Raw genomic sequence first — 13,998 nt, 5'->3', positions numbered from 1 at the left:
TTTCCTTACACATAAAAAACAAAAACGGCCATGGTCAGAAGACGATAGCCGTTAGCTTTTTATGCATAGACCTCGCCTTCCGGCAAGGTCTCACTTACAACTAAAAAGCCATGCTTTTCAGTTGCCCGGCGACCGGATGCGATTTTGCACGCATCGTAATGACGATCCACCGGCGAAGAAGTTACTCCCCTTTGTGGGTAACAAAGTATGTCAGACCATCGGTTTCGTCAATGGTGTGCATGATTTCATTACACAGCTTTACGCGATCGCTTTTGCGCTCACGTCGTCTGCCGGGAACACCACGCCAGTCTGACGGCGGATCTCTGTTTGCAGCTTCGCCGTGGTGCGGCTTACCGAAAGCCCAGGGTGATTCACTTCATTATTTTCTACCAGCCGTGCAAAGACCTCTGCCTCATAGAGCATAGTGTTAATATGCTGTGGTTGCGTCAGCTCTTGCGCTTTCCCGCCGCGCGGCACGAAGCTCACTTTCTGACATTCAGAGATCTTCTCAATCACCAGCGATCCGGCTTCACCCTGAATTTCGCTCGGCAGCACCGAATCACTCACTTTAGAGTGTTGCAGCGTGACGCTGAAATCACCGTAGTCCAGCACCACGACACCGTGTGCATCTACGCCGCTTTCCAGCAGGCTGGCCGTGGCGGTTACGCTGTGCGGCTCACCCCACAGCGCCACTGCCGAGGCCAGACAGTAAAAGCCAATATCCATAATCGACCCGTTCGAGAAGGCCGGATTAAAGGTATTCGGGTTTTCGCCGTCCAGGTAGCGCTGGTAGCGCGACGAGTACTGGCAGTAGTTGATGAAAGCCTTACGCACGTTGCCAAGCTTCGGCAGGGACTGCTGCAACAGCAGGAAGTTCGGCAGGCTGGCGGTTTTGAACGCTTCGAACAGCACCACCTGATTTTCACGCGCCAGGGCGATAGCGGCTTCTACTTCCTGAATATTGGAGGCCAGCGGCTTCTCGCAAATCACATGTTTTTTATGGCTGAGGAACAGCTTCGTTTGCGGAAAGTGCAGGGAGTTAGGGCTGGCGATATAGACCGCATCAATGGCATCACTTTGGGCCATCTCATCAAGCGAAGTGAACAGGTGTTCGACCAGATAATCATTCGCGAAGATCTGCGCCTGCTCAAGGCTGCGGGAATAGACTGCGGTGAGCTTATATTTGCCGGTTTCGTGGGCGGCGTCGACGAACTGGCGTGTGATCCAGTTCGTACCAATGACTGCGAAACGTATCATAAACGTTTACGTACTCCGTAGCTGGGAACCTTTAGCCACTGTAGCACGGGATTATTGCAAAACCAGTGCGCTATTGCGCATTACCATTTAACGATAAATGCGTAAGCCACAGGCGGGTATCAAACTCGAGCTGGTGGTACTGCGGCTCCATGTGGCAGCACAGGGAATAGAACGCCTTGTCGTGCTCTTTCTCCTTCAGGTGCGCCAGTTCATGCACTACGATCATCCGCAGAAATGCTTCTGGCGCGTTACGGAACACGGTCGCCACACGGATCTCGGCTTTCGCCTTTAGCTTGCCCCCCTGTACGCGGGAGATGGCAGTATGCAGACCGAGCGCGTTTTTCAGCACGTGGATCTTGTTGTCGTACATCACCTTATTGATCGGCGGCGCACTCTTCAGGTACCGGCTTTTAAGATCCTGCGTATACTGCCAGAGCGCTTTATCGGTCGCGAAATCATGGGTGCCCGGGTAGCGTTTTTCCAGCACCGTGCCCAGCTTTTGCTCGGCAATCAGGCTGCGAACCTGAGAAAGTAAATGCTCCGGGTAGCCCTGGAGATAAGTAAGTTGGTTCATCAACGCCCCAAATCGATAATAAAACGGTATACTCACGCACCCTTTTTAGGGATACGCCGAAATTTTACCATTCAGGAGGGCCGATGAGCCACTTAGACAACGGTTTCCGTTCACTCAACCTTAAACGTTTCCCGGAAACGGACGACGTCAACCCGCTTATGGCGTGGGAAGCGGCGGATGAATATCTGCTGCAACAGTTGGATGATACTGAAATCAGCGGCCCGGTTCTGATCCTGAATGATGCGTTTGGCGCGCTGAGCTGTGCTCTGGCGGAACACACTCCTTACAGCATCGGTGATTCCTACTTAAGCGAGCTGGCGACGCGTGAAAACCTGCGCCACAACGACCTCGAAGAATCCAGCGTGAAGTTTCTCGACAGCACCGCGGATTACCCGCAGGCGCCGGGTGTGGTGCTGATCAAAGTGCCAAAAACCATGGCGTTGCTGGAACAACAGCTGCGCGCGTTGCGTACAGTTGTCACCCCAGAAACCCGTATTATCGCGGGTGCTAAAGCGCGTGATATTCACACCTCGACGCTGGAATTGTTCGAGAAAGTGCTCGGCCCTACCACCACCACGCTGGCGTGGAAAAAAGCGCGCCTGATCAACTGTACCTTCAGTGCGCCGGAACTGGCTGACGCACCAGAAACGCTGAGCTGGAAACTGGAAGGAACCGACTGGACCATCCACAACCACGCGAACGTTTTCTCCCGCACCGGTCTGGATATCGGCGCACGTTTCTTTATTGAAAATCTGCCGGAAAACCTGGAAGGTGAGATTGTTGACCTGGGTTGTGGTAACGGGGTGATTGGCCTGACGCTGCTGGCGAAGAACCCGGAAGCCAGCGTGGTGTTTAGCGATGAATCGCCAATGGCGGTGGCTTCCAGTCGTCTGAACGTGGAAACCAACATGCCAGAGGCGCTGGATCGCTGCGAGTTTATGATCAACAACGCACTGTCGGGCGTGGAGCCTTTCCGTTTCAACGCGGTACTGTGTAACCCACCGTTCCACCAGAAACACGCCCTGACGGATAACGTCGCCTGGGAGATGTTCCACCACGCGCGTCGTTGCCTGAAAATTAACGGCGAGCTGTATATTGTGGCTAACCGTCACCTGGACTACTTCCACAAGCTGAAGAAGATTTTCGGTAACTGCACCACGATTGCCACCAACAACAAGTTCGTGGTGCTGAAAGCGGTTAAGCTGGGTCGTCGTCGTTAAGATTGGGTATGTGCGGCCTGATGCCCTCACCCCAACCCTCTCCCACAGGGAGAGGGAGCAAACACTAAAAACGGCAACGGGGTTGCCGTTTTGCTTTTACCTTGGGCACCGGGCAAGAAATCAAATCTCTAATGCCAACTTCGTCCCCTGTGCAATCGCACGCCGTGCATCCAGCTCCATCGCCACATCACACCCGCCAATCAGGTGCACCGTTTTACCTGCTTCACGCAGCGGATCGGCCAGATCGCGTTTCGGCTCCTGCCCGGCACATAAAATGATGTTGTCCACGCGCAGCAGTTGCGGCTCACCGCCGATCAGCACGTGCAGCCCCTCGTCGTCGATCTTCTGGTAACTGACCGCAGGGATCATCTTCACGCCGCGCGACAACAGCGTGGCACGGTGGATCCAGCCCGTCGTTTTGCCCAGTCCTTCGCCCGGCTTACTGGCTTTACGCTGCAACATCACAATCTGGCGCGGGCTTTTTGGCAGCTGTGGGCCTTCAGGCCGTAAACCGCCAGCCTGACTCAGGCTGGTGTCGATACCCCATTCCACACAAAACTCAGCAATATTCTGGCTGGTAGCTTCACCCGGCTGGCTTAAATACATCGCCGTATCAAAGCCGATCCCACCGCAGCCGATAATGGCAACGTTCTCCCCAACCGGGGTTTTATCGCGCAATACGTCGAGGTAGTTCAGCACTTTAGGGTGATCAATACCCTCGATAGCCGGCGTGCGCGGGGCGATCCCGCTTGCCAGGATGATCTCGTCGAAATCAGTCAGATCCGCTGCATTTACAAACTGATTTAACCGCAGATCCACACCCGTTAGTTCGAGCATCCGGCGGTAGTAACGCAGGGTTTCGTAGAACTCCTCTTTGCCGGGGATCTGTTTGGCGATATTAAACTGCCCGCCTATCTCACTTGCTGCATCAAATAGCGTTACGCTGTGCCCGCGTGAAGCGGCATTGACGGCAAATGCCAGCCCCGCAGGGCCCGCGCCAACCACCGCCAGACGCTTTGTATTGCTCGCCGGGATCACCGGCATTTTGGTTTCGTGGCAGGCGCGCGGGTTGACCAGGCAAGAGGTCACTTTGCCGACGAAGATCTGATCCAGGCAGGCCTGGTTGCAGCCGATGCAGGTATTGATCTCATCTGCGCGGCCACTTTGCGCTTTGGACAGCAGTTCGGCGTCGGCCAGAAACGGACGTGCCATCGATACGATATCGGCATCACCCCGGTTCAGAAGGTCGTCCGCCACCTGAGGATCGTTAATGCGGTTGGTGGTCACCAGTGGGATCGACACTTTGCCTTTCAGCTTGCGCGTCACCCAACTGAATGCCGCGCGGGGCACCGGTGTGGCGATGGTGGGAATACGCGCCTCGTGCCAGCCGATCCCTGTGTTGATGATGGTTGCGCCAGCCGCTTCAATGGCCTGGGCCAGCTGTACGGTTTCTTCAAAGGTGCCGCCACCTTCCACCAGGTCGAGCATCGACAGGCGGAAGACGATGATAAAATCAGCGCCTGCACGTTCGCGCACGGCGCGTACCACTTCGATGGCAAAACGCATCCGGCATGCGTAATCGCCACCCCATTCGTCGTCGCGCTGGTTAGTGCGGGCCGCCAGGAATTCGTTAATCAGATACCCTTCAGAGCCCATCACTTCTACGCCGTCGTAGCCCGCTTCCCGCGCCAGTGCGGAACAGCGGGCGAAGTCGTCAATCAGTGTCAGGATCTCGTCGTGGCTAAGGGCGTGCGGTTTGAAACGGTTGATGGGGGCCTGAATGGCCGAGGGTGCCACCAGTTTCGGCTGGTAGCTGTAACGGCCCGTATGCAGAATTTGCAGGGCGATTTTCCCACCCTCTTTGTGCACCGCATCGGTCACAATGCGGTGATGCGGCAGCTGGCTGTCATCGTTCAGCACGGCCCCGCCTTCCATACCCACACCTGATGGGGCGGGTGCTACGCCACCGGTGACAATCAACGCCACACCATGACGCGCACGTTCGGCATAGAACACAGCCAGACGCTCAGCGCCGTCGGGATGTTCTTCCAGACCGGTATGCATCGAGCCCATCAACACGCGGTTTTTGAGCGTTGTGAACCCCAGATCGAGGGGGGCGAATAACGACGGGTAGCGGCTCATACTCTCTTCCAGTGTAAAATTATTGTTATGTGGTCGGATGAGTTACTAATTTAGCCAGCGGAGAGTAAAAGGGAAAAGGGGAATGCAGTGATTGTGATGGGAATCAAATAATGCCCCTCACCAGTCCCCTCTCCCCTGTACGTTCCGGGGACATGGTAGACAGGTGTTCGGGGACATGGTGAACACTTTTTAACATCCTTTACCCATGGTGATCGACTTTTTCTTCAGGTCGATCACCCCCACTTTCGTGCTGTACCACCACACCTCGTAGCTGCCGTCTTCCTGCATCTCCTTCAGCCCGACCCGTTCTCCCCTGAACGCCTTGCCTGCGCTCAGACTTACCCCTTTCACGCTCAGCTTTCCGCTGATATCCACTTTCCTGACCATCACGCCCTCGTCGTATTCCGGGGGCGTGGTGTTGCCGCTGTACTGCCGCTCTGACGGCTTATACCGCGACCCCGGTACCGCCATATCCAGCGCCTCATGCGGGCGTTCAAGGTTATAGACTGTCCGCCAGTGGTCGAAGGCGCGCTGCAGTTCGCCCCCGCTCGCGAACCACTTCCCCTGCAGCACTTCTGCCTTCAGGCTCCGGTGAAAACGCTCCAGCTTACCCTGCGTCTGCGGATGATACGGCCGGGAGTGCCCCACCCGGATACCCAGACGCATCAGCCACAGCTCCAGCGCCGTCCAGGTGCCGGTGGTGTCTCCCCACGGAGAACCGTTGTCCATCGTCATCCGGTCCGGCAGGCCGTAGCGCTCAAACACGCTGACCAGCTGCTGCTGCACGGTCTCGCGCCGTTCATCGGTACAGTGCGCCAGGCACAGGGAAAATCGGGAGTGGTCGTCCAGCAGGGTGAGCGGATGGCAGCGGCCGCCTCCAAAGGGAAAGTGGCCCTTAAAATCCATCTGCCAGAGGCGGTTCGGCGCGTCATGTTCGAACCGTCCCGTGGCGGGAATGCCCGGTGAAGTGCCCGGCAGCAGACCGTGACGGGCCATGAGGTTATGGACGGTGCTGAAGGCGGGCATGGTGTGCCCCTGGTCTTCCAGCCAGCGCTTTATCTTGCGTGCGCCCCAGCGTTCATGGCGGTCATGCGCCATACGCAGCAGGGCAGTGATGTCGTCAGATGAGCGGTTCGGGGAATGGTGCGGTATGCGCGGGCGGTCCTGAAGGCCGGAGGCCCCTTCCTCCGCCCAGCGGCGAAGCCACTTATAGCCGGTGGCAGGTGAAATGCCGAAGCGACGGCAGAGGGAACGGATGTTCGCCCCGTCCTGCGAGGCGAACAAAACAAACTCGGTACGTAATGACATGGTATCTCTCGCATCCCAGGACATAAGCGACTCCATAAACGGGTTCTTATGCCTTAGTTGTAAGTGTCTACCATGTCCCCGAACAAGTGTTCACTATGTCCCCGGACCGTACACCCCAAAGGGGAGAGGGGACTGGTCGGTGCTGTCTTAAAGTATTGGCTCGATCTGGTTTTCTCCCTCGCCCCTCTGGGGTGAGGGGGATGTCCGCACCAGCCCCGGAGCCTGCCACATGGATGTGGTCAGCCCGCTGTCGACCAGCCCAAGCTGGTCGGCGTAGACCGCCTGCCATTTTTGCATCATGCCGTCGTACAGCTCGCGGTGTTCCGGGTTTGGCGTAAATTCCCGGCTCCATTTCACCAGCCGTTCTCCGGTGGATGCCATATCCGCAAACAGGCCCGCGCCCGTTCCGGCGGCTATTGCGCAGCCCAGCGCCGTGGCCTCTTTGACCTCAGGCACACGCACCGGCAACCCGGTAACATCGCTTAAGATCTGGCTCCACAACGCACCTTTTGCACCACCGCCTGCAAAGACCAGGCTTTCAAATTTCACGCCGGAAAACTGCGAAATCTGCGCCAGGTTGCAGGCCGAGACAATCGCGGCGTTCTCTTCCAGGGCACGGAACAGCGTGGCTTTGTTGCACTTTTCCGGATCGATGGAGAGGTTAATAAACGACGGCGCAGCGTGATACCACTGCTTAAAATGCATCGCATCGGAGAAAATTGGCATCACGCCGTGCGAACCTGCCGGAACGCGAGCCGCCATCTCTTCCAGCAAAGAGTAAGTATCTATGCCCATTCGCCCGGCAATCAGTTTTTCTTCTGCGCAGAAGGCATCACGGAACCAGCGCATGGTTAATCCGGTGAAGAAACTGATGGATTCCGCCTGCGCCATACCGGGGATTACGTGGGGGTTAACCCGGATATTCATATCGGGATCGGTACGTACCTGCGGCAAATTCACCACTTGCTGCCAGAAGGTACCGCCCAGCACCGCCGTTTGCCCGGCGCGCACCACACCCAAACCCAGACACCCCAGCTGCACATCGCCACCGCCCATCACCACCGGGGTGCCTTCGCGCAGGCCACTTTGCTGAGCTGCTGCCCCGGTAACTGCGCCCAGCAGCGTGCCTGTCTCTTTCACCGGGGAGAGGATATCGGCGCGCAGCCCGGCCATATCCAGCAGTGTCGGACGCCAGTCGCGGCTGAAGAGATCGAGCATTCCGGTGGTGCCCGCATTGGAGGGATCTACCGCCAGTTCGCCGGATAACTTCGCCGCCAGCCAGTCGCTGATCATGGTAATGGTGGCGGCCTTACGGTAAATATCCGGACGATGGTGGGCCAGCCACAGCAGGCGCGGCATGGCGCTGAGCGCCAGCGTCTGCCCGGAAACATCGTACACTTCGGATTCAAAGCGGTAGTCGTGGATCTCTTTGAGTTCGGCCACCTCGCGGCTGGCGCGGGCGTCGACGTTGGCGCAGGCCCAGATAGCTTCGCCGTTGCGGTCATACAACACAATGCCTTCACGCATTGAGCAGCAGGCGACCGACTGGATATCGGCGGCGCTCAGGTGCGCGCGCTCCAGCGCCTGATGGATACACTGGCAGGCCAGCCGCCAGTTGGTGTCGAGGTCAAACTCCATCGATCCCGGCACGTTCTCCACGCTCAGGTGTTTCCACTCGGCCTGGCCGACGGCAATCTGGTTGCCCTGCAAATCGAAAATAACGGCGCGAACGCTGCCTGTCCCTGCATCTAACGCTAAAAGGTAACTCATGAGTTTGCCTCGTTGTTAGCGCGGGAAAGGCAGGCTCTCAGTTCGCCAGAGCCAGCACCGCGCGGGCTGTCGTCTCTTCCGTCACCAGGCCATTGATACGGCGACCTTTGAGTGCGGCATAAATCGCATCGGCTTTCTCTTCACCTCCGGCCACGCCAACGATGGTGGGTAACTGCGCCAGCTCATCGAGCGTTACGCCCAGTAATTCACGGTGGATCTCCAGTTCGTCTACGCATTCCCCTTCGGCATTGAGGAAGTAACCCAGGATATCGCCCACGGCACCCTTGCGGGCATACATCAACTGTTCGCCTTCACTGATATAGCCGGAACGTAAAATAGTGGCATCGCGGCGCTGGTTCACCGCGCCAATTCCCACCACGGCAACATCGGCTGCGGTAGCGGCGAGGATCACATCCCGTACGCTGGTTTCGCGTTTTAAAATTTCGGCCACTTCGGCGGACGAAACGCGAAGCGGCGCCGGGATCATACTGACGCTACAGGCTGCATCCAGCTGACCGATGCCGGTCATATATGGACCCACGCCGCCCGAAAGCGTGACCAGGCGGATCTGCTGCGAGCTAATAAAACCGCTTAAGTGTTGCAGGCAGCTCATGGTGGTTTCACCAAACCCAACCGCCAGCAGCTGCCCAGGCTCCAGTACACCCATTAACGACTGCGCCGCGCCAATGCCTAACCGCACGTTCATCGGAGGGGTATTCAGGGCAGGTAACACCCGCACCAGCTTCAGGCCAAAGCGCCGTTGTAGCTCGGTTTCCAGTGCCAGACATCCTTCATAGCGGGAATTTATCTGGACGCGGATGACTCCCGACTGACGCCCTTTTTCCAGCAGGCGCGATATCTTCAGACGGGGCAGGCCAAGTCGCTCGCCAATATCGTTCTGGGTCAGGCCGTCGTGGTAATAGCACCAGGCGACGCGTGCCACCAGTTCTTCTTCCGCCAGTGCAAGCCCTGCAAACCGGCCTTCTTCAGCAATGCGTTTATCGCCCATATTTGAACTCTTATAAAAATTTAGATCATATGTTCGTGATGGCGCGGGCGGAAAGTGTGAGCCACGCGGCAAAACGGATCTTTTAGATTGTTTCTGGTTTATCTGGATCTTAATCGATAAAACTGTGATCCCTGCACGGTTGTAAATATAGTTCACCGTCTACGCTTTTGAACATTATTAATTCTAAAAATCATTTGTTCAATAGCGGAGCGATGATGACCCCACTTATCGAAGCACGTGATATCTGCAAACAGTTTTCTGGCGTGCCGGTGCTAAAAGGCATTGATTTCACGCTACTTGCGGGCCAGGTTCATGCGCTGATGGGGGGGAACGGCGCGGGAAAATCGACGCTGATGAAAATTATCGCCGGGGTAGAGACACCGGACAGCGGTGAACTTTCAGTCGCCGGGCAGTCATTTGCGCGCCTGAAGCCTGGGCAGGCGCACAAGCTCGGTATCTATCTTGTCCCCCAGGAGCCGATGCTGTTTCCGAATCTGACGGTACGGGAAAACATCCTTTTCCGTCTGCCCCGCGAAAACGATCTGGATAAAAAGCTTACGGATAAACTCCGGCAGCTGCAGTGCCAGATCAACCTAGATACCACCGCCAGCACGCTGGAAGTGGCGGATCAACAGATGGTGGAGATCCTGCGCGGGTTAATGCGCAATGCGACGATCCTGATCCTTGATGAGCCAACGGCTTCGTTAACCCCAGGGGAAACCGACCGGCTGTTTCGCCAGATCCGTGCGTTGCAGGATCTGGGGGTTGGCATTGTATTTATCTCGCATAAATTGCCAGAGATCCGCCAGCTGGCGAGCCATGTTTCAGTGATGCGCGACGGCGCCATTGTGCTCAGCGGTGAAACGTCGCACTACGACGATAACGCTCTCATTGGCGCGATGACGCCGGTTAGCCGCGATAAAGAATTAAGTGACACCCAAAAGCTGTGGCTGGCGCTGCCGGGGAACCGGCGCACCCAGGCGCAGGATTTTCCGGTTTTGCGGGTTGAAACGCTGACCGGGGAAGGGTTTATCGACCTCAGTCTTGAGATTTTCGCTGGCGAAATTGTCGGCCTGGCCGGGCTGGTGGGCTCCGGGCGCACCGAGTTCGCCGAAACCCTCTATGGCCTTCGCCCGGTACGCGCGGGGCGCGTCTGGCTGGAAAACCAGGATATCAGCAGCGATTCAGTATTTTCGCGGCTGGATAAGGGGCTGGTGTATCTGCCGGAAGACCGACAGGTATCCGGGTTGTTCCTGGATGCACCCGTTCGCTGGAACACGGTCGCCCTGAATGAGCCGTCAATCTGGCAGCAGCGCAAGCGCGAAGCGGCGGTGGTGGAGCGTTATCACCGGGCGCTGGGGATCAAACTCAACGATGCGGATCAGACTGTGCGGACGCTCTCCGGTGGCAATCAGCAAAAGGTTTTGCTGGCGCGCTGTCTGGAGGCCAACCCGTTGCTGCTGATTGTGGATGAACCCACGCGCGGCGTGGATGTGTCGGCGCGGGCAGACATCTATCAGCTGATAAAAAGCGTGGCGGCGCAAAACGTCGCGGTGCTGATGATCTCAAGCGATCTCGACGAATTCCCCGGGCTTGCTGACCGGGTGCTGGTTATGCATCAAGGGATGCTCAGCGGGGAGCTGCCACGTCACGCCGTCAGCCTCGACAAAATGATGTCGCTGGCCTTCGGAGGACAATCATGAAGATGTTACTGAGAAACCGTGAGCTTAGCGCGCTGCTGGCTATCCTGGCGCTGTTTGCCGTGCTGGTGGCCCTTAACCCGGCCTATTTCAGTTTTCAGACCCTGGGAATGATCTTCGCCAGCTCGCAAATTCTGATCCTGCTGGCGCTGGGCGCGGCGATGGTGATGCTGACCCGCAATATTGATGTCTCTGTGGGATCTACAGTGGGCTTGTGCGCCATTGCCGTGGGGGTCGCGCTCAACAGCGGTTACAGCCTGCCGGTAGCGATGCTGTTTGCGCTGATCATTGGCGCACTGGCAGGGGCATTTAACGGTTTTCTGGTTGTCGGGCTACGCATCCCGGCGATTGTCGCCACGCTCGGTACGCTGGGGTTATATCGCGGCGGAATGCTGCTGTGGACCGGCGGTAAGTGGATAGAAGGGTTGCCGTCGAGCCTGAAATCACTCTCCGAGCCTGTGGTTATCGGGATCTCACCGATAGGGTTTGGCGTGCTGATTCTGGCAGGCGTTGGGGTATGGATTTTCTCGCGCACCCTGTTTGGCCGGGATTTTTACGCCGTGGGCGATAACCTTGCTGCTGCGCGCCAGCTTGGCGTGGCGGTGAACCGCACCAGGATGATTGCCTTCACGCTGAACGGCGTACTGGCGGCCTGCGCGGGGATCGTCTTTGCCTCGCAGATTGGCTTTGTACCGAACCAGACCGGCAGTGGGCTGGAGATGAAAGCCATTGCCGCCTGCGTGCTTGGCGGGATTTCGCTGTTGGGCGGCACTGGCACGCTCCTTGGCGCATTCCTCGGTGCCTTCTTCCTGACCCAAATCGACACCGTGCTGGTGCTGTTTAAACTGCCCGCCTGGTGGAATGACTTTATCGCCGGGCTGGTGCTGCTGGGGGTGCTTGTGCTCGACGGGCGTCTGCGTCAGGCCCTGGCACGTCATCAGCGGGCGCTGAAATACAGTCGCTTCCAGCCGGGTAACCGGGGGGGAAAGCACGTCGCTCCGTTCCCAAAACGCAAAAAAGAGGTGGCGTAGATGAAGCTTAACTGGGAAAGCGCGCTGCTGATCCTGCTGGTGCTCGAAATCCTGCTTTTCGGTGCCATCAACCCACGGATGCTGGATATCAACATGCTGCTGTTCAGCACCAGCGATTTTATCTGCATCGGCATTGTGGCCCTGCCGCTGACGCTGGTGATTATCAGCGGCGGGATCGATATTTCGCTCGGCTCGATCATTGGTCTGTGCGCCATTGCGCTGGGGGTGATGATGCAGGCCGGCTGGCCAATGCCGGTGGCTATTCCGCTGACTCTGCTGCTGGGTCTGCTGTGCGGCCTGGTTAACGCCGCATTAATCCACTACACCGGCATCAGCCCGCTGGTGATCACCCTTGGCACGCTGTACCTCTACGGCGGCGGGGCGCTGCTGCTTTCCGGTATGGCGGGGGCAACGGGTTATGAAGGGATTGGCGGTTTCCCGGACAGCTTTACCGCCTTCGCCAACCTTACGTTGTTAGGGTTACCGGTTCCGCTGGTGCTGTTCGCGCTGATTACGGTCTTTTTCTGGCTGATTACTCACCGGGGGCGCTTTGGCCGCCACCTGTTTCTGATTGGGCAGAACCCACGTGCGGCGCGTTATGCGGCGCTGTCAGTCAACGGGATGCCATACGCGCTTTATGGCCTGGTGGGTGTGGCCTCGGCAATCGCCGCCCTGGTGATGGTTTCTTACTTTGGCTCGGCGCGCTCGGATCTGGGGCGTGATTTGTTAATGCCTGCTCTCACTGCCGCGGTGCTCGGCGGAGCCAACATCTACGGGGGGTCAGGTTCGGTTTTGGGTACAGCACTGGCGGCGCTGCTGGTGGGGTATCTGCAACAGGGTTTACAGATGGTCGGCATCCCCAACCAGGTGTCGAGCGCGCTGTCAGGGGCGCTGTTGGTTGTGGTGGTGATGGGACGTTCGCTGAGTCTGCACCGTGAATGGGTGCGATCTCTCTTCACAAAACTACCCGGAGCGTAAGATGAAAACAAAACTGATAGTCCTGGCGATGGCGCTTAGCGTGGCGTCTGCGCAGGCGGCAGACCGCATTGCCTTTATTCCTAAGCTGGTGGGCGTTGGCTTCTTTACCAGCGGGGGTAACGGTGCAAAAGAGGCGGGCAAAGACCTCGGTGCAGAGGTCACATACGACGGCCCGACTGAGCCAAGCGTCTCCGGCCAGGTGCAGCTTATCAATAACTTCGTCAACCAGGGCTATAACGCCATTATCGTCTCCGCCGTGTCGCCAGACGGGCTTTGCCCGGCGCTCAAGCGCGCAATGCAGCGCGGCGTTAAGGTACTGACCTGGGATTCCGACACCAAACCTGAGTGCCGCAGTATCTACATCAACCAGGGAACCCCGGAACAGCTCGGCGGCCTGCTGGTAGAAATGGCTGGCAAGCAAGTGACCAAACCGAATGCCAAAGTGGCGTTCTTCTACTCAAGCCCGACCGTCACCGACCAGAACCAGTGGGTGAAAGAGGCCAAAGCCAAAATCGAGAAAGAGCACCCTCAGTGGCAAATTGTGACCACACAGTTTGGCTATAACGATGCCACTAAGTCCCTGCAAACCGCTGAAGGGATCTTAAAAGCCTACCCGGATCTGGATGCGATCATCGCCCCGGACGCCAACGCGCTGCCAGCGGCGGCACAGGCGGCGGAAAACCTCAAGCGTGAAGGGGTGGCGATTGTCGGGTTCAGCACCCCGAACGTGATGCGTCCGTACGTGGAGCGTGGCACGGTGAAAGCCTTCGGTCTGTGGGATGTGGTTCAGCAGGGCAAAATTGCGGTCAATGTCGCCGATCATTTGCTGAAAAAAGGCGATCTTAACGTTGGCGACAGCGTGGATGTAAAAGACATCGGGGCGCTGAAGGTCGAGCCCAACAGCGTGCAGGGTTATCAGTATGAGGCGAAAGGCAACGGTATCGTGCTGCTGCCGGAGCGCGTGGTATTCACCAAAGAGAACATCAACAAATACGATTTCTGACGGGGG

11 protein-coding genes are annotated in these 13,998 nt (G+C 57.6%); 5 read left to right on the top strand and 6 right to left on the bottom strand.

What is annotated here, in order from left to right; genetic code table 11:
* Positions 1–258: 258 nt before the first annotated feature.
* Together HV107_RS06590 and HV107_RS06585 are read right to left on the bottom strand one after the other, a co-directional pair.
* A complete protein-coding gene (locus HV107_RS06590) occupies positions 259–1,257 on the bottom strand; it encodes a Gfo/Idh/MocA family protein (protein WP_182062549.1) in 999 nt (332 codons plus the stop codon).
* 70 nt (positions 1,258–1,327) lie between these two features.
* Positions 1,328–1,831 (bottom strand): YgjP-like metallopeptidase domain-containing protein, encoded by a 504-nt coding sequence (locus tag HV107_RS06585; RefSeq protein WP_182062548.1) that lies wholly within the window; start codon positions 1,829–1,831, stop codon positions 1,328–1,330.
* A gap of 83 nt (positions 1,832–1,914) precedes the next feature.
* Between HV107_RS06585 and rlmG the strand changes: the two genes are divergently transcribed.
* On the top strand, positions 1,915–3,051 hold the full coding sequence (rlmG, locus tag HV107_RS06580; RefSeq protein ID WP_182062547.1) for a 23S rRNA (guanine(1835)-N(2))-methyltransferase RlmG: 1,137 nt from the start codon (positions 1,915–1,917) through the stop codon (positions 3,049–3,051).
* 120 nt (positions 3,052–3,171) lie between these two features.
* Here rlmG and HV107_RS06575 read toward each other — a convergent pair whose 3' ends face one another.
* The 4 genes from HV107_RS06575 to lsrR all read right to left on the bottom strand — a co-directional run bounded on the left by HV107_RS06575 (position 3,172) and on the right by lsrR (position 9,280).
* Positions 3,172–5,193, bottom strand: a complete 2,022-nt coding sequence (locus HV107_RS06575) for an NADPH-dependent 2,4-dienoyl-CoA reductase (protein ID WP_182062546.1) — start codon at positions 5,191–5,193, stop codon at positions 3,172–3,174.
* Between the two features lie 189 nt (positions 5,194–5,382).
* Complete coding sequence (locus tag HV107_RS06570; RefSeq protein ID WP_182059485.1) at positions 5,383–6,537, bottom strand: IS481 family transposase; 1,155 nt, start codon at positions 6,535–6,537, stop codon at positions 5,383–5,385.
* 111 nt (positions 6,538–6,648) lie between these two features.
* Entirely contained in the window at positions 6,649–8,271 is a 1,623-nt protein-coding gene (lsrK, locus tag HV107_RS06565) for an autoinducer-2 kinase (RefSeq protein ID WP_182062545.1), read from the bottom strand.
* A 37-nt stretch (positions 8,272–8,308) separates the two neighbouring features.
* A complete protein-coding gene (lsrR, locus tag HV107_RS06560; RefSeq protein ID WP_182062544.1) occupies positions 8,309–9,280 on the bottom strand; it encodes a transcriptional regulator LsrR in 972 nt (323 codons plus the stop codon).
* Between the two features lie 215 nt (positions 9,281–9,495).
* Here lsrR and lsrA point away from each other — a divergent pair, with 215 nt between their 5' ends.
* The 4 genes from lsrA to lsrB are packed head-to-tail and all read left to right on the top strand — an operon-like array spanning position 9,496 to position 13,992.
* Positions 9,496–10,983 carry an autoinducer 2 ABC transporter ATP-binding protein LsrA gene (gene lsrA, locus HV107_RS06555; RefSeq protein WP_182063472.1) on the top strand — a complete coding sequence of 496 codons (1,488 nt, stop codon included), beginning with the start codon at positions 9,496–9,498 and terminating at the stop codon, positions 10,981–10,983.
* Positions 10,980–12,011 (top strand): autoinducer 2 ABC transporter permease LsrC, encoded by a 1,032-nt coding sequence (lsrC, locus tag HV107_RS06550; RefSeq protein ID WP_182062543.1) that lies wholly within the window; start codon positions 10,980–10,982, stop codon positions 12,009–12,011. Before lsrA ends, lsrC begins: the two co-directional genes overlap by 4 nt.
* Complete coding sequence (gene lsrD / locus HV107_RS06545; protein ID WP_182062542.1) at positions 12,012–12,989, top strand: autoinducer 2 ABC transporter permease LsrD; 978 nt, start codon at positions 12,012–12,014, stop codon at positions 12,987–12,989.
* A 1-nt stretch (position 12,990) separates the two neighbouring features.
* Positions 12,991–13,992 (top strand): autoinducer 2 ABC transporter substrate-binding protein LsrB, encoded by a 1,002-nt coding sequence (gene lsrB, locus HV107_RS06540; RefSeq protein WP_182062541.1) that lies wholly within the window; start codon positions 12,991–12,993, stop codon positions 13,990–13,992.
* The last annotated feature ends 6 nt before the right edge of the window (positions 13,993–13,998 follow it).

Origin of the sequence: Enterobacter sp. RHBSTW-00175 (assembly GCF_013927005.1) — a bacterium.
Lineage (GTDB): Bacteria > Pseudomonadota > Gammaproteobacteria > Enterobacterales > Enterobacteriaceae > Enterobacter.
Note: the sequence above shows the minus strand (reverse complement) of the source record. Positions and strands in the feature narration are given on the sequence as shown.